General features: G+C 42.3%; 15 protein-coding genes. 10 read left to right on the forward strand and 5 right to left on the reverse strand.

Translation table 11 applies throughout. The features are described 5' to 3' along the window. Positions 1-11 precede the first annotated feature (11 nt). Together ABD894_RS10695 and ABD894_RS10700 are read right to left on the reverse strand one after the other, a co-directional pair. Complete coding sequence (locus ABD894_RS10695; protein ID WP_345211017.1) at positions 12-605, reverse strand: RNA polymerase sigma factor; 594 nt, start codon at positions 603-605, stop codon at positions 12-14. Positions 606-955: 350 nt separating this feature from the next. Then, positions 956-1,450, reverse strand: coding sequence for a DNA/RNA non-specific endonuclease (locus tag ABD894_RS10700; protein WP_345211018.1), 495 nt, complete (start codon positions 1,448-1,450; stop codon positions 956-958). A 326-nt stretch (positions 1,451-1,776) separates the two neighbouring features. Here ABD894_RS10700 and ABD894_RS10705 point away from each other — a divergent pair, with 326 nt between their 5' ends. The 7 genes from ABD894_RS10705 to ABD894_RS10735 all read left to right on the forward strand — a co-directional run bounded on the left by ABD894_RS10705 (position 1,777) and on the right by ABD894_RS10735 (position 14,901). After that, positions 1,777-2,361 carry an RNA polymerase sigma factor gene (locus ABD894_RS10705; protein WP_345211019.1) on the forward strand — a complete coding sequence of 195 codons (585 nt, stop codon included), beginning with the start codon at positions 1,777-1,779 and terminating at the stop codon, positions 2,359-2,361. A gap of 108 nt (positions 2,362-2,469) precedes the next feature. Next, positions 2,470-3,396, forward strand: coding sequence for an ABC transporter ATP-binding protein (locus ABD894_RS10710; protein ID WP_345211020.1), 927 nt, complete (start codon positions 2,470-2,472; stop codon positions 3,394-3,396). A gap of 6 nt (positions 3,397-3,402) precedes the next feature. Then, positions 3,403-5,679: a Gldg family protein gene (locus ABD894_RS10715; protein ID WP_345211021.1), complete on the forward strand. Its 2,277-nt coding sequence runs from the start codon at positions 3,403-3,405 to the stop codon at positions 5,677-5,679. A 54-nt stretch (positions 5,680-5,733) separates the two neighbouring features. After that, positions 5,734-6,837, forward strand: coding sequence for a FecR domain-containing protein (locus tag ABD894_RS10720; protein WP_345211022.1), 1,104 nt, complete (start codon positions 5,734-5,736; stop codon positions 6,835-6,837). A gap of 122 nt (positions 6,838-6,959) precedes the next feature. Beyond that, positions 6,960-10,646, forward strand: a complete 3,687-nt coding sequence (locus ABD894_RS10725; RefSeq protein WP_345211023.1) for a SusC/RagA family TonB-linked outer membrane protein — start codon at positions 6,960-6,962, stop codon at positions 10,644-10,646. 11 nt (positions 10,647-10,657) lie between these two features. Next, on the forward strand, positions 10,658-12,055 hold the full coding sequence (locus tag ABD894_RS10730) for a RagB/SusD family nutrient uptake outer membrane protein (RefSeq protein WP_345211024.1): 1,398 nt from the start codon (positions 10,658-10,660) through the stop codon (positions 12,053-12,055). Positions 12,056-12,114: 59 nt separating this feature from the next. Then, positions 12,115-14,901: a M16 family metallopeptidase gene (locus ABD894_RS10735; protein ID WP_345211025.1), complete on the forward strand. Its 2,787-nt coding sequence runs from the start codon at positions 12,115-12,117 to the stop codon at positions 14,899-14,901. A 358-nt stretch (positions 14,902-15,259) separates the two neighbouring features. Here the strand turns inward: ABD894_RS10735 and ABD894_RS10740 are convergent, their stop codons facing one another. Continuing rightward, positions 15,260-18,220, reverse strand: coding sequence for a ligand-binding sensor domain-containing protein (locus ABD894_RS10740; protein WP_345211026.1), 2,961 nt, complete (start codon positions 18,218-18,220; stop codon positions 15,260-15,262). A 30-nt stretch (positions 18,221-18,250) separates the two neighbouring features. On the opposite strand from ABD894_RS10740, the gene ABD894_RS10745 reads away from it, so the two are divergent. Beyond that, positions 18,251-19,810, forward strand: coding sequence for a clostripain-related cysteine peptidase (locus ABD894_RS10745; RefSeq protein ID WP_345211027.1), 1,560 nt, complete (start codon positions 18,251-18,253; stop codon positions 19,808-19,810). Here ABD894_RS10745 and ABD894_RS10750 read toward each other — a convergent pair. Together ABD894_RS10750 and ABD894_RS10755 are read right to left on the reverse strand one after the other, a co-directional pair. Beyond that, positions 19,793-20,218, reverse strand: coding sequence for a hypothetical protein (locus ABD894_RS10750; protein ID WP_345211028.1), 426 nt, complete (start codon positions 20,216-20,218; stop codon positions 19,793-19,795). The two genes, ABD894_RS10745 and ABD894_RS10750, sit on opposite strands and share 18 nt — an antisense overlap. Positions 20,219-20,363: 145 nt before the next feature. Beyond that, a complete protein-coding gene (locus ABD894_RS10755) occupies positions 20,364-21,002 on the reverse strand; it encodes a response regulator transcription factor (protein WP_345211029.1) in 639 nt (212 codons plus the stop codon). A gap of 577 nt (positions 21,003-21,579) precedes the next feature. Between ABD894_RS10755 and ABD894_RS10760 the strand changes: the two genes are divergently transcribed. Continuing rightward, the gene (locus ABD894_RS10760; protein WP_345211030.1) at positions 21,580-22,356 is read left to right on the forward strand and encodes a S1/P1 nuclease; all 777 of its coding nucleotides are present in this window, start codon (positions 21,580-21,582) and stop codon (positions 22,354-22,356) included. Positions 22,357-22,529: 173 nt separating this feature from the next. Then, positions 22,530-23,387, forward strand: coding sequence for a hypothetical protein (locus ABD894_RS10765; RefSeq protein WP_345211031.1), 858 nt, complete (start codon positions 22,530-22,532; stop codon positions 23,385-23,387). Positions 23,388-23,390: the final 3 nt, after the last annotated feature.

Genomic DNA, 23,390 nt, shown 5'->3' on the forward strand with positions numbered 1-23,390 from the left:
ATATAAAGAAACTATAGGTCACCGAACCAGCAGGCGGATGCCAGGGCTAAAACAAATGCGAGGTTGTCTTTTTTGAGATATGCACGGAGTGACTGCAGCGCGGTTGATAAGTAATTCCTGACCGTTTGTTCGTTAATACCCAACTGAAGGGCTATCTCCCGTATGGAAAGCCCTTCCTGCCTGCTCAGGCGAAATACTTCCTGCACCATTTGTGGCATTTTTAATAATTCCCGTTCAAACTCCTGTTGTAAATCGGCTGCAACTAAGCTGTCTTCAACAGGCGTATGGATAGGTTCATCCCGCAAAGCCATAAATTCCTCAAAACCGGCCCGTTTTTTTCGGAACAAGTATTCATTTACAATTGAGTAATGCGCGGCACGTGTAAGATAGGGGGATAGCGAATCGGCAATAACAATAGATCTGCGATTGGTCCACAAAGAGATGTAGATATTCTGGAGCATGTCTTTGGTATCGTCTTCAGAACCCAGGCGTTTATATATTTGCCGGTAAAGCTGCATTTGATAACGGCGTGCCACAACAGCGAAAGCTTGTTCGTTATCCTGCTGCATCAGCACAAGTAATTCTTTATCCGACAGATGATCCACCGCCGCTAAAATAGTTAAACTAAATTAAGAGGATATTAATTTACAGCGATAAGCAATCAGGAACTAAAACAGTCACATTAATTGCATGTACTGGCCGATGAAGACTATCCAACTAAGTAGGATTTGATTTGGTGAAATATGATATCGGCCTATTAAGAGGGTTTTAATATAATTCGGCCAAAGTATGATATGCCTGCTTATAAAACGATAGTTTGTACCATTATATAGTAAATTACTTTACACATTGTTTTAGTAACCTTTTTATCATTTAAAAAAAAATATTTCATTAGGAGCGACTCTACTAAAGCAAAATTAAAAAAGAAATATTCTATTAAGATTGTAAAGTTTAATCAAGGGCGATTATTAAATCGGTTCAAGATCAGTCCCCTCTGTTTTGTAAATATGCCAAAGTCTATTTGATCCGGTATCCAGGTCAGATCATTATAAACCGGTCTGACAAAATAAAACAATCCCTCGTTTTTTAGGAGATATCGTTCCATGGATCTGAATAATTTTCCTTGGGGCGATAACCCCCGGTTCAATTCTTTGAGTTGTGGATATAAGTTTTGATCAATTTGGCCATCAATACTGTGTGCAATGAAATGCCCCTTATCATAGCCTACATATTCTGGTTGATCTTTGAAAGCGCCAAGAAATTGGCGCATGCGCCCTTGGTTTCTAAGTGAAGTACTTGACGTGGATTTACCGAAAACGAATGCTACTCTGGCTGCTCTTCCGTATATGTCATCACTGTAATCTTGTGTACAGTCGAAAAAAATCGTATACAGTCGTTTTAAAGTGTCATTGAAATGGGCGGATATCAGCGTCGTCGAACCGTTCTTCATAAGCGTCAATCAGGTAATATTCAAGTTCATTTTCCAGCCATGCGACGCTGCTCTCATAATCCGCATTAGGAATGTTCGCGAAAATTTTATAATAGCCGTTCACAGTGATAATATTAGGTTTAACGAATATACGAGTTTTAAATAATAATTATCGATTCGGTGTATTTACTCACTGTAGTTGACGATGTAATATATTTTCCCCCGTAACGCTGTTAATGCTTCTTGGCTTCAGATCATGCTGCGGACAATTATAAAGTATATTTTGACATTTACGGATTTCGATTATCTTTACTTTCTCTGATGGTTAAAGTATTGATTTTTACTTATTGATAAATTATAGTTCATATACAGACAGTGATCTGGCGGAATTACTAAAATCCGGTGACAGGTTTGCGTTTACTGAAATTTATAACCGCTATAAATTAATTCTTCATAGCCACGCCTGGAATAAAACGCGCAATAATGTGGAGGCGCAGGATGCCATTCAGGAAGTTTTCTCAAACCTTTGGACTAAAAGAGAGGTAATTGAAATAGGAAGTAACCTGTCGGGCTACTTATATACCAGCCTGCGTAACCATATCTTAAACCTGTTTGCCAAAAAGCAGGTTCAGGAGAAATACATCAATTCCATACAACAATACACACAACAAAAAACAGCGATAACCGACCACCGGGTGCGCGAGTCGATGTTGCGTGATGCCATAGAAAAAGAGATAGCCGCGTTACCGCCCCGTATGCGCGAGGTGTTTGAACTGAGTCGTAAACAGCACCTTAGTCATAAAGAGATAGCAGCCATTATGGGCACTACCGAGCAAACGATAAAAAAGCAGGTTTCTAATGCCCTAAAACACTTGCGTACCAAGTTGGGCTTGGTTCAATACATCTACCTGCTTTGGATGCTTAAGCATTAATTTACATTCTCTTCATATTTATTTTATTAAACGATACCTCCGGTAGCTTAACACTTTGTCTTACGGTTATAAAAGGCATCCTGCAAAGGGGCTTAACGGTAAAACAAAGTGGAAAACAGTATAGTAAAGGCATCGCGTTTGTCGCATAAATACAGCCGCGACTGGGCAATCAGGGATATTAATCTTGAAATAAGTAAAGTAGGCGTGCTTGGTTTGCTTGGCTCAAACGGAGCCGGTAAATCAACCACCATGAATATTTTATGCGGGGTGCTCAACCAAACAGAAGGTACTGTGCATATAGACGGGATAGACATAAGAGAAAGGCCCGAGGAAGCAAAAATGCGTATCGGTTTTTTGCCGCAAAACGCGCCCCTGCATCTCGATCTTACCGTGAGCGAATATTTAACCTATTGCGCCTACCTGCGTAACATTAGCCGGCGCGATGTGCAATCAGCAGTGAACGCGGCAATGGAAAAATGCGGGGTGGCTCATTTTCGGGCGAGGGTTATCAATAACCTGAGCGGGGGGTACCGGCAGCGTGTGGGTATTGCTCAAAGCATTATACACAAACCCAAGCTGGTGGTATTGGATGAGCCAACAAACGGGCTCGATCCTAACCAGATACTGGAGGTGCGTAAACTGATTAAAGAGATAGCAACAGAGCGGGCTGTAATTTTTTCGTCCCATATTTTATCCGAAGTGCAGGCTACCTGCGATGATATCCGCATGATTGAGGGCGGCCGAATGGTTTTTGCCGATACCATGACAGCATTCAACAATTATATATTACCCAATTCGCTGTTGGTTTATATGGACAATGCGCCGCCAATATCAACACTTGCTGCAATACCCGGTATAACTCAAACCGAAGTTTTAAACGATGGCGGTATGCGCCTGCATTTTGATATGAGGACAAAAGTTTCTTCTCAAATTATTGAATTGGCCGTAACCAACAACTGGCAGCTCACCGAGATTATGCTCGAAAAGAGCAGCCTCGACGAAATTTTTGCCCAGTTATCCAACAAAGCCATCTAAGCCATTATGATCAAGATATTTAAAATTGCCCGGCTGGAGATCAGCATCCTTTTTTATTCGCCGGTGGCCTGGCTGGTGCTGGCCATTTTTATGGTACAATCGGGCACCGGGTTTTTCGGTATGCTGGGAAGTTTTCAGGAACTGTTTATGATGGGTGAAAAGGCTGATAATCTCACGCAATTGCTTTTTCCGGGTATTAACGGGTTGTTTGATAAAGTTTTGCAAACGCTTTATTTATATATTCCGTTGCTTACCATGGGGCTTGTCAGCCGCGAAATCAGCAGCGGATCTATCAAGTTATTGTTATCATCTCCCGTAAAAATCAGGGAGATCATTTTAGGAAAATACCTGGCCATGTTGTATTACGCGTTGATGCTGATGGCCATCCTGGGGATTTACAGCCTGATAGGCGCCACGATTATTAAAGATGCCGACACCGGCCTTATCGGCGCGGGGTTGCTGTCCCTGTTTCTGCTCACGGCTACCTATGCGGCCATAGGGCTGTTCATGTCAAGCCTTACGGGTTACCAGGTAGTTGCGGCCATTAGTACGCTCGCGGTTTTCGCTGCGCTGAAATACGTAGGAGGTATCGGGCAAAGCATTGATTTCGTGCGCGACCTTACCTATTTCCTCTCGTTGTCCGGCCGTACCGAAAATATGCTGAACGGGCTGATCACTTCTGCCGATGTCATTTATTACCTGCTCATCATTTCACTGTTTTTGGGGCTTACCATTTTACGCCTCAAAGCAGGGCGGGAAGCTAAGGCACTTGTAGTACAGGCGGGTAAATACTTCGCGCTTGTAGCAACAGTGCTGCTTTTCGGCTACATTAGCTCAAGGCCATTAAACATCATGTATTGGGATGTTACCGCGCAAAAAACAGAAACCTTAACACCAGCCAGCCAGGAAACAGCTAAACAGATTACCGGGCAATTGGACATCACCACATATGTAAACTTGCTTGATCAGCATGTTTATGCCGGCCTGCCAGTATCAAGAAATACCGACCTTTCGCGTTTTGAAGATTTTCGCCGGTTTATACCCGGCATAAAAATGAACTATGTTTATTATTACGATGCTACCGACCTGGCCGGTAACCCTAATATGATATACCAGGGCGATATTAAAGGATTAAGCGTAAAGCAAATTGCTGAAAAAGTAGCCGATAACCTGCAGGTTGATCTTAGCAATTTCTTATCACCCAACCAAATCCGTCAAATTATTGACCTGAAACCCGAGGATAACACCTTTGTACGCCGATTGTCATACAACGGGAGATATAGTTATTTGAGGTTATATAACGAGAATAATCAATTTCCTGAAGAGGCAGAAATAACTGCAGCTATCAGAGCGCTGATAGTGCCCCAACAAAAGATAGTTTTTATAGAAGGGAATGATGAACGCAGTATTTCACTGAAAGGTGACAGAAGCTACGGATTGTACAGCAATGCCCGTAAAACACGGAAATCATTAATAAACCAGGGGTTTGATGTAATCAGCGTAAACCTTAACCAGGCCGGCGTACCCTATGGTACAACTGTATTGGTGCTGGCCGACCCTGCCCGGTCATTAAGCAATGTTGCCACCTTGCGTATTAAACAATACCTGCATGCCGGCGGTAATATGCTGATTACCGCCGAACCACAGCATCGTGCGGCAATCAACCCATTATTAACACCATTGGGTGTGCAACTTTCTGCAGGGATGATGGTTAATCCGGATAAGAGCACACCGCCCGAAGTTATAAACGCCCGGTTTACCGGAAAAGATAAAAACTATTTCGGGCAGATGAAAAATACTTATGCCAATGTGGTAATGCCGTCTGCTGGTATGCTTGAATTGCAACCTGCAGATTTTGTTGCCGATACCTTGTTGCAAAGCAGCCCGGCTGGATGGAACAAAGTTGACGGTTTTGATCCGGCATCGGCTTCGGTAAGTTATGAACCACAACAGGGCGATAGCAAAGGCGAAAAACCCTTATTGGTTGCATTAACGCGTAACGTGGCAGGCAAGCAGCAAAAAATAATAATAAGCGCCGATGCCGACTTTATGAGTGATAATTTAGTAACGAAGGCCTACAACTTTCCGTTTATAAATGGCATTTTTAAATGGTTTAGTAACGGAGAGTTCCCTGTAACGGTTAAACGCCCGGCACCAAAGGATAATGCCCTTTTAATTAACCGTAAACAATTATCAGTTTATAGCATGGTTACGCTTTGTGGGGTACCGGGCTTAATAATAGCTTGCGGAACTGTATTATTGCTGATCAGGAAAAGAAAATAAAAATCAGGATACACCTGTAGGAGACTTGACTGTCTTACACTTAGATTTGTTGTTATGGCAGAATTGAATGAACATGCTATCCGTATGATGCTGGAAAATTACAGGCTTGGCAAGGCTACCGATGAGGAAATAGCCTTGTTAGAGGCATGGTATGTAACCTACCGTGAAGAAGGTACTGAAAACCCGGATATAGCAGAGCGCCTTGCAGCGGTTGACAGGGTATGGGCAAAACTGGAAGATGAATACCGCCCTGTTAAACCTATGTTCAGGTGGCGTTCCATTGCGGCGGCGGCTATTCTTGTTTTGTCACTTGGCGGTTATTTGATATGGAAAGTTGTACAGGTACCGGCAATAACAGTAAGCCAGCTGGCTAATAGTAAAAAAGATATAGCACCGGGCAATAATAAAGCAACCCTAACAGTAGCCGGTAGCCCCACAGTAACTTTGGATTCAACACGGTCTGGTATTAAAGTAGCTGCGGGTACGCTTACTTATGATGATAATACCAGGGTAGGCACCCAATTAACGGCAGATGTTAAAATGCTTACACTGCAAACGCCCAAAGGCGGAACCTACAGATTAGTATTGCCCGATGGGTCGGTAGTGTGGCTGAACGCGGCTTCCCGGTTAATTTTTCCATCTGCATTTACAGGGCAAAAACAAAGAGAAGTGGAGCTAAGCGGCGAAGGGTATTTTGAGGTGGCAAAAAATAAGCAGGTTCCGTTTATTGTTAAAAGCCATGGCCAAAAAGTAGAGGTACTTGGTACTCATTTCGATATCAATAGTTTTGACGATGAACCGCTTACCAGAACCACGTTGCTTGAAGGCAGTGTACGTATTGGCACAACCCTGCTAAAACCCGGCGAACAGGCAGAGAACGATAATGCCGGTATAAGGGTAGTAACGGCTGATGTAGACGAAGTGATGGGCTGGAAAAATAATTATATCGTTTTTCAGGACGAGAAGATAGAAAACGTAATGCGGAAGATAAGCCGGTGGTATGATGTGGAGGTGGTTTATGAAGGCGAGCGCCCTGCCGATGATTTTGGCGGGCGTGTAAACAAACGCTTTTACATTTCGCAGGTATTAAAAAAACTGGAATTAACCAACAAAGTGCATTTTAAAATAGCGGGAAGGAGGATTATCGTAACGAAATAATAAATACTTATACCGGTAATCCAAAAATAAAAGCCAGGTGTGGTTGCAACACAGCTGGCTAATGCCTGGCATTACGTCAACAAAATTCCTCATTGTATCAACTTATTAACCAGACTTAACAAATGTATAAAATTTATACGACCAAATTTGGCGTGCCCGGCGCACGCGTTCGTAAAGTACTGCTGATTATGCGATTGACTACATTTTTACTGTTCATATTCTTCTTCCGGGTAACTGCGGCAGGTTTTGCGCAGCAGATATCACTTAATGAGAAGAATGTAACCATCAAGGTAATCATCGCCAAAATACAACAGCAAAGCAATTTCGATTTTGTGTATACCACACAGCAGCTAAAAAACACCGGTAAGGTGAGCATCAACGTAAAATCGGCCGATATAAAAACAGTGCTTGACCTTGTACTGAAAGATCAGCCGCTGGCCTATACCATTGATGATAATACCATCGTACTGAAAGATAAAAGAATAGCTGTGGCGGCTATCAACTTTATTGATATAAACGGTGCGGTAGTTAACGGCCAGGGCGTGGGGTTACCAGGTGCCACCATACGGTTACGGGGTACACAGGTACAGGTAGCTACTGATCAGGCAGGTGATTATAAATTGCTCAGGGTGCCTGATGATGGTTATCTGATATTCTCTTATATAGGTTACCATACTGATACCATTGCCATCAGTGGCCGCACCACCATCAATATGATACTGAAAGAAGCGCCGCTGGAAATGAACAGTGTAACCATCGTTTCTACCGGTTTGCAGGATTTGCCAAAAGAAAGAGCGACTGGTTCATTCGAGGTGATTACCAAAGAACAACTACAGCACAGTACCGATCCGAACCTGGTAAGGCGGCTGGAAGGGATCACTACCTCGCTCGATTTTCGTAACGATCTGCGTACCAATAACTCAGCAAACCCGAATGCCAGGCAGTCGCCGCTGGCCAATTTAACCATCCGTGGTAAAAACACCCTGAACGAATCGGCCAATGCCGATCTGAACGGCAATTACAGCGGGCAGGTGCTCGTGGTTATTGATGGTATCGCCAGTCCTTATTCTATTGATAAAGTGAACCCCAATGATGTAGAAAGCGTAACCATACTGAAAGATGCTGCCGCGGCATCAGTTTGGGGCTCACGTGCTGCAAATGGCGTACTGGTTATTAAAACCAAACGCGGGGGCTATAACCGTAAACCTCGTATTACTTTTAACAGCAATGTGAACATTACCGAAAAGGTAGATCTGTTTTACAACAAAACGATGAGCGTATCTGACTATATTGATGCGCAGGCGGCATACTTTGAACAGCAGAACAGGCCGCTGCCCGATTTGAGCATAACACACTTATACGGACAGGAAATAAAATCGCCGGTGGCAGAAATTGTTGATGCCTGGAAGTTTAAGGGCACCTTAACAGATGCACAGGCGAAATCGAATTTAGATGCCTTAAGAAATAATGATATAAGGAAAGATTACGACAAATACTTTTTACGGAACGCGGTAACCCAAAGCTATTCGTTAGGCTTAGATGGCGGAAGCGACAAGTTTAATTACAGGCTGTCGGGCGGGTTAGACAAGGGTATCAACAATACCAAAAACTCTGATTACAACCGCTTGGCGCTGGGTTACTCCATGGCAGTTAAACCTTTTAACGGTTTAGAGTTACAGGGCAACATCAGCTATAACGTACAAAATAATAACGAGCAGGCACCGCTGAACAGGATAACCGGCGCAACAGATGCCACATTTTATCCTTACTCGCGCCTGGCAGACGATAACGGCAATTATCTTGCTTTAGCTAAAACCTATCGCCAGAGCTTTGCCGAAGCCGTGCAAGACGCTTACGGTGATCGTTTTTTGAGCTATAGTTACGTGCCGCTTACCGATATTAATGAAGGGTATAACAAGCTTAAATCGCAAAACTTAAACCTGAACTTCAACGCTAATTACAAAATATGGAACGGCTTAAGCGCGCAGGTAACGTATAACTATAACACCAGCCGCAATAATGATAATACGCTGTACAGGCAAAACTCGTTTTACATGCGCAACATGATCAACTATTTCACCACATCGCCGGCCTCTGTTGATCCGATGACTTTTGATCCCGTACCTGCATATAACCGGCAGTTGCCACTTGGCGGCCAGTATTCAACCGTTTTAACAACATCTAACAACCACACGTTAAGGGGCCAGCTGAACTTTGATCATACCTGGAACGAAAAGCACCAGTTATCGGCTATCGCCGGTTTTGATATTGCGCAGGCCTACAGTATTGCCAAAAGCGATGGCTATTACGGCTATGATGAAAATACGCTGTACACCAATAATAAGCTGGATTATAAAACGATGATCCCCATTGCTTTCGCCGAAGATTTCAGTGGTTATAACGGCGAGTATATCTCCAATCTTTCAACCGGGTTTATTGATAATAAAGTGCGTACGCTAAGCTACTACACCAATGCCGCCTATACCTATAACAGGCGTTACACGCTTTCGGCAAGCTTACGTAAAGATCTGTCGAGCGAATTTGGCCGCGGTACCAACCAAAACGGTACGCCTTATTACTCGGTAGGCGGCGCCTGGAATATCAACAACGAAAGTTTTTACCATTGGGCATTGGTGCCTTCGCTCACCCTGCGTACTACCTATGGTTACAACGGCAACGTAAACCCATCGGTTATTGCCAGGCCGCTAATTACCTATTCGTTGTTTAATAATCCTTATACCAATCTTCCATACGCTTATACCGCGTTCGGTACCGGTATCAGTAATAACCAGTTACGGCCCGAAAGAACCGGCGTGCTGAACATTGGGTTAGATTTCCTGATCAAGGGCAACAGGCTTTCTGGTAACATCCAATATTACAGCAAAAAAACAACCGATCTTATTGCCGGCGGAGCGCTTGACCCAAGCACCGGGTATACCAATATCACTTATAATACCGGTAATTTGCAAGGCCACGGTGTTGAGGTTACTTTAAACTCACTGAACCTGCAGTTAAACAAGTTCAGATGGAATAGTAACCTGCTGTTTGCCTATAACCGTGTTAAGGTAACCAAGCTATATGCAACAGCTACCAGCGAAGCAGGTTCGGCGGTTAATAATAGCTCGGGCTCGTATAACGAGGGGTATGACTTGTCGCGCCTTTTTGGTTACGAATGGGCAGGGCTCGACCCGCAAACCGGCGACCCGCGCGGCTATGTTAACGGGCAGCCGGTAACCATATCAGGCACACCCGAAGGCGATAACAATTACAGGGCTATTCAAAATGCGCCGCTTAGTACCCTTAAATATTTTGGCAGTGCTGTGCCGGTAACTTATGGCTCGTTCCGTAACACGTTTTCTTATGCCTCGTTTTCGGTATCGGCTAATTTGCTTTACAAATTTGGCTATTATGTACGCAGGCCGCAAGCGCAGGTGGTTAATTACGGGTCGTTGTATTCGGGTAATTCGCTGCAGGCTGTTGAATATAATAACAGGTGGCAAAAGCCCGGCGATGAGTTAAATACCAATGTGCCATCGGCGGTAATGTCAACCGGCAATTCCAACCGCGATAATTTTTATTATTACTCGTCGGTAAATGTTTTAAAAGGCGACCACATCAGGTTACAGGAGGTCAACCTGTCGTACACGCTTAAGGTAAACCCGGAAAGCTTTATCAAAACCCCGAGGTTTTATGCCAACGTAAGCAACCTGGGTATCATTTGGCGTGCTAATAATAAAGGTGTAGATCCGGAAGTGTTTGATTATCCGTTGCCGCGCACCTACAGTTTTGGTTTTTCAGCTAATTTTTAATCGCACAGGTCATGAAAAGTTATATAAAATATACCCTTGCTATTACGTGTATCCTGCTGGCATCTGCCTGCCAGAAATTTGTCGACATAAAAAAAAGCGGGTCGCAGTCGTTTATCGAAACCACCAACGATTGCCAGTTGATACTTGACAATTACGACCTGTTTAATGTTAACTACCCTTTAGACGGGGAAATTTCTGCCAATGATTATTACATGGATGATAATCGCTACAATGCAGATGTTATACAGGCAGAAGACAGGGCTTTATACATTTGGCAGGCTACCGCTATTCGTGCGTCGGCAACACCCTGGGTATCATCGTACAACAAAATATATCACAGCAACCTGGTGTTAGAGGCTTTAGATAAGTTACAGGCATCAGAACAGCCGGCTGTGGTAAATAACCTGCGTGGCAGCGCGCTGTTTTTGCGTGCCTATGCCTTATGGCCATTAGCGCAAATCTATATAAAGCCTTACAGCGCAGCTAACTTGCAGGAGCCGGGTTTACCCATCCATACCCGATCGGATATTAATGACATACCGGGTAGGGGTACAGTTAAGGAAACCTATGATGCCATTATAAAAGATCTTACAGAAGCCGCCGTGTTGCTTAACGCTACGTCAAGCATTGCGTCGAGGCCCAATAAAGCGGCTGCCTATGCCATGCTGGCAAGGGTTTATTTATCAATGGACGATTATACCAATGCCCTGGCAAATGCTGACGCGGCCCTGAAACTTAAAAGCGACCTGATTGATTTTAATACCCTTAATTTGGGCAGCTATAACCCTTTCCCGCGGTTTAATAAAGAGGTAATATTTCACTCGGTAATTAACCAGCAGAACAGTGTTTTAGAGGTTGGCTACGGTGATGAGGATAAAGCGCTGATAGTACCCGCAATTATAAACGCTTACGCCGGTGATGATCTGCGGAAGCAATTATACGTGAAAGAAAATCTTGATGTGCCCGAACCATCCGGCACTTACCGGTTCATTGGTAATTATGAGGGGGCGGTAGGTTCGGCAACATTGTTCAACGGCCTCGCTACCGACGAATTATATTTGATAAGGGCCGAGTGCTACGCCCGCGCCAATCAAACAGCCAATGCCGTGGCCGATATGAATAAACTGCTGGTAACCCGCTGGGCCGATGGCAACTATCCGGGTTTTAGTGCAGCAAATGCAGACGAGGCACTAACGAAAATATTGCTGGAGCGACGTAAAGAACTGTTGATGCGTGGCCTAAGATGGACAGATCTTCGCAGGCTGAACCGCGATAGCCGTTTTGCTGAAACGCTTACCCGCACAGTTAACGGTACGGCTTATACGCTGCCCCCTAACGACCCGCGCTATACTTTGCTGATACCACAGGAGGTAATCACCAATTCAAAACTACCGCAAAACATCCGGTAACATTATTTTATCCGGCCACCCGCGGCATAACCGCCGCGGGTGGTTTTTACAGCTAAATTATGATCAGAAAAATCATGAGCAGCCTCTTGCTATGCGCATTTGCCGCGGCTGCAAGTGCTCAAACACCTGCAATTGCCTTAGACGCGGCAGTAAGGACCGGCAAACTCAACAATGGGTTTATCTATTACATACGGCACAACGAAACTCCCAAAAACAGGGCGCAGCTTTACCTGGTAAACAAAGTTGGTTCAATACTGGAAAATGACGATCAGCTGGGCCTGGCGCATTTTGTAGAACACATGACGTTTAACGGGTCGCGTAATTTCCCTAAAAACTCCATGATGAATTACCTGCAATCGGCAGGCGTTCGTTTCGGTGCCGATGTAAATGCCTACACGGGGTATGACGAAACAGTTTACCAGCTTCCGCTGCCTACCGATAATAAGGAACTGATGGGCAAAGGCTTGCAAATGGTTCATGACTGGGCGCAAAGCGCTACGCTTGACCCGGCAGAGATTGATAAAGAGCGCGGTGTGATTTTGGAAGAGAAAAGACTGGGCAAAGGCGCTGCCGATCGTTTGCAGCAACAGTATTATCCGCTGCTGTTTAACCGGTCCAGGTATGCGGCACGCAACCCTATTGGTACAGATGCCATCTTGAAAAACTTTAAGCCGGCTGCCATAAGGCAGTTCTATCATGACTGGTACAGGCCAAACTTGCAGGCATTGATCATTGTTGGTGATGTGGATGCCGCGGCGATGGAACAACAGGTTAAAACGCTTTTTGCTGATCTTAAAAACCCTGCTGCCGAAAAGAAGCGCCCGGCTTATACAATTCCACTGACCGGGAAAAATCAATTTATCGCTTTAACCGATCAGGAACTAACCGGTACCATTGCCGAAGTGGTGATCAAGCATAAGGCGCCTGCAATGGCCACCGCTGCCGATTATAAAAGCTTGCTGATCCGCCAGTTATTCAACAGTATGCTGGCCAGCCGGTTTGCAGAACTATCGCGCCGGCCTGCCCCTGCATACTTATCTGCCAGTGCCGGTATTAAAGATTTTTTAGGCGGCCTGGATACTTACCGCGCTACAGTAAGAGTTAAACCCGGCGAATTGAAAAAGGGTTTTACAGCAATGTGGTACGAAACCGAACGGCTGAAAGCATTGGGCTTTAACGCCGACGAACTGGAACGGGCTAAACAGAACCTGAAAGAACAGTTGGAAAACGTTTACCGCGAGCGGGATAAAAACCCTTCAGAAAATTATGTGCAGGAATACCTGGCGCACTTTTTAAAGAACGAAGCCGCGCCGGGCATAGTAGGCGAATATAAACTGATGAACACCTTTTTGCCGTTGATTAAACTGAGCGATATGAAGGCCTTAACGGATAACTACCTGAAAGACACTAACCGCGACATTATTATAACCGCGCCTGCCGATGCACAAAAACAGCTCCCCAATCAGGCAGAAGTGAATAAATGGATTGCCGATGTTAAAAGCATGCCTGTGCAGCCCTTTGGGGTACAAAAGTTATCATCGGCATTACTTGCTACTGAACCGGTTGCCGGTAAGGTGGTGGGTGAAGAAAAGGACAGTGCCGGGTTAATTACCACTTTAACCCTGTCAAACGGTGTTAAAATAATTATTAAACCCACCGGTTTTAAAAATAACCAAATCGTTTTCAGGGGATTTTCAGCGGGGGGTACTTCTTTGTATAACGACAATGATTATCCTTCGGCCGCAAATGCGGCGTCTATTATTGCGGCTGCCGGCGTGGGTAATTTAAATGCCAGTGAGCTGGACCGTTTTGTTGCAGATAAAGAGCTAGAAGTACGCCCTTTTATCGCCGAGCGTTATCAGGGTATAACGGGCGGCAGCTCTGTAAAGGATTTTGAAGTAGCGATGTCATTGGTTTATGCTTATTTAACGCAGCCCCAAAAAGATTCATCGCTGTACCTGTCAATGATGGATAGGTCGCGGGCCAGGTATCTCAACAGGGCCAATGATCCGGGTAGTGTTTATAATGATACGGTAGCTGCCGTTTTGGGCAATAATAATATTCGCCGTACCGGCCCTTCCATTAAAAAGCTCAATATGGTAAACCTCGATCGGGCTTATCAGATCTACAAAGAGCGCTTTGCCAATGCCGGCAACATGACGTTTGTATTTACGGGCAGCATTGATATTGCTGCGGCAAAACCTGTTCTCGAAAAATATTTGGGTGCATTGCCGCGAACAGTAACGCCAGATCAGGCGAAAGACCTGTATATCGATATCCCCGCCGGCGAAATCTCCAAAACCGTATATAAAGGTACGGAGGCAAAGGCATCGGTACTATTGGTATACTCGGGCAGGTATGATTATACAGAGGGCAATAATATATTTTTTGATGCCCTGCGCGAAACCCTTAATATCCGCTTACTGGAAACCCTGCGCGAAGAGGAAAGCGGCGTGTACAGCCCGCGTGTGGAATTAAGCACCGCGAAATATCCGGATGCTAAATTTAGTTTAACCATTCAGTTCGGCTGTGCCCCGGTCAATGTGGATAAGCTGGTTGCAAAGGCCAAAGCCGAAGTGGCAGCACTGGTGAACCAAGGACCGGAGCCTGCAAATATAGCCAAATGGCAAGCCGAGTGGACAAGGCAGCGCGAGCTGGATGTTAATGAGAACTCGTGGTGGTTAAATTATCTTGTAGATAAAGTACAAACCGGCGATAAACCTGATGGCTATCTTAAAGAGCAGGCACTGGTGCAGGCAACTACCCCGGCAGCAGTGAAAATGATAGCCGGTAAGTACCTGGAGAACGGCAACTTTATCAAAATAATATTAATGCCGGGGCAGTAATTCCGGTTGAACGTGGCCCGCATAAAGAACGTTTTTCATTTCGTAAAAATGAAAGGTTAATAGTTGATCAGGAGAGGCTATTCCAAAAAGGATAGTCTCTTTTTTAATCCCTGGTCGCCTTGTGGGCATTGTAATGCATTGCGCAAACGAGGTCTGCTTAAGAGCAGTAGCAACCGGCGGCACGTTCATCTCGATGATTTTTTTCAGTGTGTCGGCCCGATGGCTGAAGAACTATCGTTATTCTGATGGTAACTGCCGCTTGCAGGAATAACTCTTATTAGTAATTTGTTAACAAGCGTCAAATATTACATTCTTTTTATTTGAGAAAACAAAGTGCCTTTATTTTTTTATGGCATAGTCATATCTTGCCTATTATAATTCTTGTGCCTTTTCCCGGTGCGGATAAAAACCTACAACTATATTTAATTTGAGTTGCTCTATATTTAATATTATTCAACCCATAACCGTAAGGTTGATTGTCTGTAGTAAACCCGATACCGTCATCTTCTATCGTAATTGAAATTTTATTTAATTTATCTGAGATGAGAGTAACCTTTAATGAACTACAATGCGCGTACTTAAAGCTATTATTTATTGCTTCTTTCATGATCAGAAATAAGTTTCTTTTTTCAGTTTTGGAGATCATTGTATTTCCCTGTTCGCTATTGCATGAAAACATGATCTGACTGGCCTCTGCAATAGGCATGGCAAACTTCTTTATTCTTTCTGTTAAACTTTCAATAGTATCATTCGAATCGTCCAAAACCCATAGCATATCCCTTAATCCAATCAGCATTCCGCCAACCAAATTTTCTAACTCTTGTAAATAAGATGAATTGTGCTCGTTTTCCATCGCCAAATGAGTGAATATCTTGATAGAATTTAAATTGCTGCCTAAATCGTCATGTAAATCGTTTGCAATTTCCCGCCTGATGCGTTGCTGGATCTCTATCTGCTTTATTCGGTATTGATAAAAAACAGATAAGCCAATGATGATTAAGCAAGCAACGCCAATTTTAAACCACCAGGTTTCAAACCATTTAGGCTTAATTTTCAAAACAAGTGTTTTTGAAGCACTCCAGTAGCCGTCTTCATTTGCAGCGCTGGCCTCAATTGTGTATGTATTAGGAGGGAGTCCGATAATATTAATCAGATCCCGATAGCCATTACTAATCCAGTTGGTATCAATTTCCATTATACGGTATTTGTAAGTTACCCGTTTCGGATCGTCGAAGTTTAAGCCTGCAAAAGATATGGATGTTTGCAGCCAGTTGCTTGGTATAGTAATGTTTTTATTATTGAGATAAGTATTAACTATATTGTTACCATTGCCCAATTTTACATCAACGTTTTTGTAATAAAACACCGGCGGAACTTTGTTTATTGCCAATTTAGCAAAGTCAATTTTTGTAAAACCATTTATGCCGCCTGCATAGATCTGGTCTTGGTCAATTATGGCCGAAACCTCCTCAAAAGCATTGGAGTGCAGCCCATCCTCACTGTAATAGTTTTTAAACTTATTTTGTTTAATATTATAAATTGAAAGCCCATTGTTAGAGGTGATCAGCAAACTGGAATCTCCGATATTAAAAACATTATAAACACCCTCATTACATAATCCATCCTGCAATCCGATAAATTTCTTGACCTTTAAACGGTCGTTTATTTCAACTATCCCATTTCCATACGAAGCAACCCAATAGCTGCCTGCGGATTCGCACATATCAAAAAAAAGATCAATCTTGGCGTGTTGTTTATTTATAGCCAAATTAAGTCGCCGTGTACTGGAGAAGTCTTTATTAATAACTGTAATTACTTTATCAGATAATACCCATAACTGCCCTTTTTTATCAAGATAAATATTGTTAACCGAGTTAGATGCCAGGGCCGGCCGGGAATGAATATCTATTTTGCGAACATAATGTTGCTTATAATTCCATATTAAAATACCGTTATCATTCTCGGTTCCCATTGCAACCAAAGAGTCTGCCAGGAAAACATGGCTGTTAATGGTATAGGTGCTGAAACTTTTGAACTCCGGATAAATATCAGTTAGGGGGGTAATCAGCTGCTTTTTTAAGACGTACATACCATCATCCCTGCAGAGGAATACCTGTTTATTTTTATCGGCGAAGATATGATGATAAAGATGCAGCGTATCCAGTATAACAAACCGATTGTTGGTATGATTTACCATAGTGAGCCCGCTACTTAATCCGCACAGGATATTTTTGCTTGGCAAAACACAAATAGAGCGCAGGTGCTCAAGCTTGTTACCGGTATGCTCATCATAATAATATTTTGAAAAAGGACTATTAACGGTTTTCATCATTGCTATGCCTTGCTGGCAACCGAGCCATATTTTATTGCCTTTTTTGTAAATAGACTGAACGTAATTGATCCACTTACTCTCTGCTTCACCAAGGCTTTCATCATAAATAACATGGTTGTTTAAAGCAATGTCAAAGCGGTATAAATGATTGTTGCCCGAAATCAAAATTTCGTTGGCATTAGTAATCTGAAGCGCATTTACGGCATTGTAGTTTAGTAAACCAACCTTATTTACCGGGCTGTTATTGATATTTAATGCATAATTACGATCGTATGTAATTTTTTTTAAACCCTGGCTGGTGGCAAAAAGCATCGTATTATTACCGGTTTGTGCGAAATCGTTGAACCGGATATTTCCATTTCCCAAATAATCGCCAAGCTCATTCAGCTTAACCTCTCTTATGATTTTTAAGGTTTTGTAGTTGTAAATAACAATGCCATAGCCGGTATAACACACCCACAAATTATTTAAATTATCCCTGCCAATACAATTTACTTCGAAGGTGCCGGCAGGCTGTCTCTTTGCATATTGTATTCTCGGCACGGTAATAAACTTCCATTTTTTTGTGTCTAATATTTTCAGGCCACAAAAAGAGCCTATCCATAAATTATTTCCGCTACTTGTCATGGTGATATTCCAGTCCTCAATAGCATACGGCGGAATAGGAATATGCCGGATAACCTCCCCATTCAGTACGTTGATGATATCCAACCGGTCTCTGTTTGGAAGCACCCATAACGAATTACTAATAGTATCTTCAATAATTTCACGAACGTCCGCTCCTGATATCTGATATTTTGGGGGTGATTGCTTAGTATAAGAGATAAATGTTTTACCGTCAAACTTTGCCAAACCATCCTGAGAGGCAACCCAAAGAAAGCCCTTTTTATCTTGAAGAATTTGTCTTATATTGTAGCTGGATAATCCTTCAGCCTGACCGTATTTCACAAGGGATAATCTGACTTTTTCCTGTGCTAAAAGACTCATACTTAACGTACTCAATATCAAAATTGCGATATGGAAAATGCTATTGTACCTCAAAACAAGAAGTGGTTAATTATTTTTTTAATTTACGCAGATTTCACCACAAACAATGACCCTGATCAAGTAGAGAAATTGAAGGTAACACTCAATAACATGTTGGGCGACATCATCACAACCCCTGTAAATGCCGGCCGAACCCGGATATTGGTGGTTATGAACAGTATTAAATTTGTTTTTGATAATGCCCAAACCGCTATCAATGACAAAAGCGCATTTTATACTATCGGAATATGTAAGGACGTCACACAAAATTGTATAACGAAATGTGATATAATAGACAATTTTACCTGTTATAAAACCGATAATAGTGATGGACATGTATTGCAAAAAAGCCATCAGCTAACAAAAATTTTTACCGAAAGGACGGCGCTGCAGGACGATGAAGAAGTGTTTTTAATAACATGGGATCATGGCTCGGCATTTGGAATTTTTAGGGATGAACCTCCCTTGCCTAACGCCGGCACGGTAGCAATGCAGGTAGAAAAAAACTTAATGCAATACCCGTTTTTAAAAACATTTTGGGATGCGGCTGACGAAAGTTATCGGAATAACTTATTGACCGCTGTGGGTAATAACGAAGAAAATCAGGCGCTTAACATATCTATGCCAACGCCCGGAGTTCCTGAAATTCTGAAAAATAGTGAGCTGAATGAGGCTTTGCAAGCCTGGCTGAGGAATAAACGCAAAGTTGGAGTGTTATTAATGACCAACTGCTGGATGATGAATTTACATACCATGTATGCACTCAAAGAATCAGTTAGATGTTTGGTTGCTCCACAAGGAAATATTGATTGCCCCGGTTACAATATTAAAGATATACTAATAGGAATAAACAGGGCCGATCAAACCGGTATTGAACCTGTAAAACTTGCCGAACTTTGTGTTACAACCATTGATAATGAATATTCGAAAGCGAAAGCCGCCATCCTTGATAAATCAGAACCTGACGTTATTGAGCGGTTTAAAATATTTGCTGTTGATTTGAGCAAAGAAACGGGAGGCGAAAACATTTTTGATAAACAAATAGACGATCTTGAGGAGATATTTCAGATACTTGTTGATGACCTGAAAGCTCCGGACACCAACACCGACCTGAAATACTTTCTAAAGTATATCAGGTCGGTGTGTTTTGATTTTAGCGACGACCAAACTCAAATGATTGATATTGTTAATTGGTTAAAGAGTTTAATACGGGCTAACATTAGGCTTGACGCAAAAATGCTTACAGACTCTGCCAGGAAAAAGATTAACGCCTTTTTAATGGCGATGTTAAACTTGAACAACAATATCGTTTTAAAATCATCCAGCGGAAAGAAAATATATGTTATTGAAAGAAGCATTAAGTTATCACCTACTGTCGGCTTGCCCCCTGCAGCATACAGTTTGTTTTTCCCGATGATTTACCGGCCTGGCAATCCCAATTTGCAAAAATTAAAAGATAATGTTGTTACCGACGGGCTGATGAGCCGATTAAAAAGCTGGCAAGATCTACTTGGCTTCATCGATCCACAAATTTCAAACTTTTTTGTTTAGCTGCGCGAACGAATTACCCTGCCTGCCCTTTACTGCTGTTGTTTTCAGCATATATTTAGTATCCTTAGAAATTATAAAGATTTTATCGAGTGTATCCTCAATATCAAGTGAAAATTCAGAAAAAGAAGAGGGATCATCAAGATTAATATCTGTTTTTTCGGTAAAAATCCCCGACTCTATAAATACAATATCCCCGATGGCGGTTTGCAGCCGCGTTTTATCCTCTAAAGTATAGTTAAATGTGATGCTCATTGTGCCATCGTTTTTAACTTTTATAACCGGTTTGTTTTTGTCTAGTTTAAAAGTTGCGTTTCTTTCAAAAGCAAATTCTCCGGCTATCAATGTTTTCTTTTCCTCTGTATCTTCTGCTCCTTGCTCGTTGGTGGTTGAGTTTGTTTGATCTTCCATGGGTTTAAATTTTAATGTGTTTGAATTCAGTTATTTCTATTAGTTAGTAGAGTGTTTACAATGGTTTGGCGCGACGTTTATATCCGTATCTTGCTTTTACCCGTAAGGGGTTGTTGACAGCTTTTTTAAAAAGTGATATTTATAGCTAAAGTGTTACCAGGTTCTTCTTTATTGCTTCCAAAGCCATTCCTGTCCGGCTTTTAACATTTAGTTTTTGAAAAAGCGACTCCCGGTAGCCATCAATCGTTTTCTCCGACAAAAACATTTTTGAAGCTATTTCCTTGTAAGTGAAATCACTGCAGGCCAGCTTTAAAAAGGTTTTTTCCCGTTCAGTTAGCTTTATTTCTTCAATATCCTGCCTGCGCAACAATCGCCGGTAGTTAACGCTTGATACATCACCGTTGTAATATCCGGTATTTTTTACCTCCGTTAATGCGCGCTCAAACTCCTGTGGGTGTATATCTTTAAGTAAATAGGCAGAGCAACCCGCTCTTAGCATACTCAAAATAGAGTAATCATCTTCCTTCATTGATAAAGCCACAGTAGTTACCGCGGGATAGTTCAGGGCAATTTCCTTAACAGTTGCGGGCCCATCCATCACCGGCATTTGTACGTCAATTAAAATAATATCAGGATAAACGTTTAGTGCCGCCAGCTTTTTTAAAAGCTCGAGCCCGTTTAAAGCTTCCACTACAACCTCGAAATCTTTAAATGATGTTATTAAATTAGATAAAGACCTCAGAAATAATTGTTGATCGTCGGCAATACCTATTCTTATTTTCATTGAATACTGAATTTTTGAGAGTAATAAGGCTGTATGTTAAGGTAGTATATAAATGAATAAATACACCCACCTAATATCTCAAAAATACTTGTAAATCAATAAAATACAACATTTTTTTTAAATTAATCAGAGCGCCAATTTAGCCTATTCCCTTGTTAAATAAACACCGGAAAAATCCGGTATTTGAACAGGGTATTTTACCTGTTTTAAAAGCTTTTGTGGGTAATATAGCATCAATATCCACGCCCGCTCAAAAAATCCCGGTTTGAACAATCAAGAATGCAGGCACCTTTCACAAGTATAATATTTGACCGGAAGGTTAAAGGCGGGAGGATTGCTCCCGGCAGAAAGTATATAAACAGGCCGCTATTAACTTTTCTATTCGTTAACAGTAATTGTGATATGTAAAAAACAGGAATTTTCCTGTATAACTTACCTGTAAAATACTCTTTATCAGCATTCTGAATGGCAGTAGCTTTGACATTGAAAAACAAGTTATACGCTCAGTTGCCTTAACAAATAAGTTTAAAACAGCAGCCAATCTGATATAAACAGCAGCCGCTAAATTGCTATAACGATGAAGAAGTACCTTTTAAAAACTACACTTTTGCTGATCGCTCTTCCGCTAATCTCATGGGGCCCGGAAGGGCACAGTACAGTAGCATCTGTTGCCGAGAACCACCTTAGCCCTAAAGCTGCAGCCGCTGTTGGTAAATTGCTTGGCGGCCGTCATATGTATGAAGTAAGTTCCTGGGCCGATGCAATAAAACCGTATTATCCTAAAACGGCTCCTATGCATTTTTTAAACCTGCCGGATAAGCTTACCTATGCCCAGTTTGTTAATAGTACAAAATCTGTAAAGGAGGCTAACATCTATAGTGCCATCCTTAATTGCATTCGGGAGCTATCTGCCAATACGACAAGTCCGGATCGACGTGTGGCCGACTTAAAATTTTTAATTCACCTTGTTGGAGATGCACATCAGCCGATGCACGTAAGCAGGGCCAAAGACAAGGGCGGAAATTCTATTCTTGTGACGTTTTTTACCAGTAAAACCAACTTACACAGCGTTTGGGACGGCAAACTGATTCAGCACGATGAGGGGAACTTTGGCAAGCTTGCAAAAAAAATTGATCAAAATGTAAACAGTGCCCAAATTGCTAAATGGCAAAACGACGACGTATTAACCTGGCTTTGGGAAAGTTATCAGATTAGTTCCAGGCTATACAAAGAAGCTTCCGCTAATCCGCATTTTGGCGCTGATTATTATAATACTCACATTTCGATTGCTGAAAATAGACTGGAAGCCGGCGGGATTCGCCTGGCCGGTATACTCAACAGGATATATCAGTAGCTAATGTGACCAGCTTACTAAGTTTAATTAAGAAACTCTTTTCGCTTTTTCGGTGCCGGCAATTCTTAAATCTAAATAATTACCAAATCTGAAAAAGGCGCTGCCAACTCTCAACTATGAAAGTTGGATAACAAAAACCACCATTAATTGAATTAACCAAAAAAGAAATCTATATGACTACTATCGTAACAGCATTAATGTATTCGGGTAAGCCCAACCCAAGCTGGGAACTTACACCCGAACAAGCAAAAAATTTCAAAGAAATTTTAATAGAAAAGCAGGAAAGAACAACTGAAATATCGGCACTCGCGGCTGGTTTATTAGGGTATACAGGCTTTTCAATTGAAACATTTGACGATTCATTGCATACCAAAACATTTTGTTTTGATGGCCTGGTTGATCTTGTTGATCAAAAACAGTTCAACTTTATTGACCGGGAGAGCTCTTTAGAAAGCTTTCTTCTGGAAACAGGAAAATCATCTTTAAGTGATACCGAGGCAACATATATTTCGGACGAAATATCAAAAAACTTCAACGGCGGAATAGCTTCAAAAAATAAGCTTTTTAATGAATCTTTTAATCTGTTTGCTGTTCCGCCATTTAACCCGGGTAAATGGAACATCCCTTCTGTTCAACCATTTAACAACTGCTATAATTATGCAAACGATAAAATTACAAACACTTTTGCCCAACCCGGCAGGGGCAGTGGTTCTGAAATTACAGATGTTTCGTGCCCAACAGTGAGCGCAGCAGCGCAAAGAGACGGACAGATTGCAGTGTCAAATGCCTCTTCTACTCCGGAGCAAGGCCATTTCATAGCATTAGTTAGCGGATATCCAACCTTTAACGATTACCACTGGTACCGGCTTGATTCTAATGCGATGTGGTCGCATAAGCCGGGAGGAACCGCGGCCAGAAACACGGATAATTCGGGAAATCTTATTACCGATCCCCGGACGTGTAACAGGGGGCCATATACCACCTTTTGTGGTTTCTTTCACTGCATTCCCGCTAACACGAGAATAAGATAAAAT

It is taken from the genome of Mucilaginibacter gynuensis, assembly GCF_039541195.1.
Lineage (GTDB): Bacteria > Bacteroidota > Bacteroidia > Sphingobacteriales > Sphingobacteriaceae > Mucilaginibacter > Mucilaginibacter gynuensis.

Bases quoted from the DNA above. Each gene is read 5' to 3' on its own strand.
- ABD894_RS10760 (WP_345211030.1), top strand. From the start codon at position 21,580: ATGAAGAAGTACCTTTTAAAAACTACACTTTTGCTGATCGCTCTTCCG.
- ABD894_RS10730 (WP_345211024.1), top strand. From the start codon at position 10,658: ATGAAAAGTTATATAAAATATACCCTTGCTATTACGTGTATCCTGCTG.
- ABD894_RS10715 (WP_345211021.1), top strand. From the start codon at position 3,403: ATGATCAAGATATTTAAAATTGCCCGGCTGGAGATCAGCATCCTTTTT.
- ABD894_RS10700 (WP_345211018.1), bottom strand. From the start codon at position 1,450: ATGAAGAACGGTTCGACGACGCTGATATCCGCCCATTTCAATGACACT.
- ABD894_RS10755 (WP_345211029.1), bottom strand. From the start codon at position 21,002: ATGAAAATAAGAATAGGTATTGCCGACGATCAACAATTATTTCTGAGG.
- ABD894_RS10740 (WP_345211026.1), bottom strand. From the start codon at position 18,220: ATGAGTCTTTTAGCACAGGAAAAAGTCAGATTATCCCTTGTGAAATAC.
- ABD894_RS10765 (WP_345211031.1), top strand. From the start codon at position 22,530: ATGACTACTATCGTAACAGCATTAATGTATTCGGGTAAGCCCAACCCA.
- ABD894_RS10735 (WP_345211025.1), top strand. From the start codon at position 12,115: ATGATCAGAAAAATCATGAGCAGCCTCTTGCTATGCGCATTTGCCGCG.
- ABD894_RS10745 (WP_345211027.1), top strand. From the start codon at position 18,251: ATGGAAAATGCTATTGTACCTCAAAACAAGAAGTGGTTAATTATTTTT.
- ABD894_RS10750 (WP_345211028.1), bottom strand. From the start codon at position 20,218: ATGGAAGATCAAACAAACTCAACCACCAACGAGCAAGGAGCAGAAGAT.
- ABD894_RS10720 (WP_345211022.1), top strand. From the start codon at position 5,734: ATGGCAGAATTGAATGAACATGCTATCCGTATGATGCTGGAAAATTAC.
- ABD894_RS10725 (WP_345211023.1), top strand. From the start codon at position 6,960: ATGTATAAAATTTATACGACCAAATTTGGCGTGCCCGGCGCACGCGTT.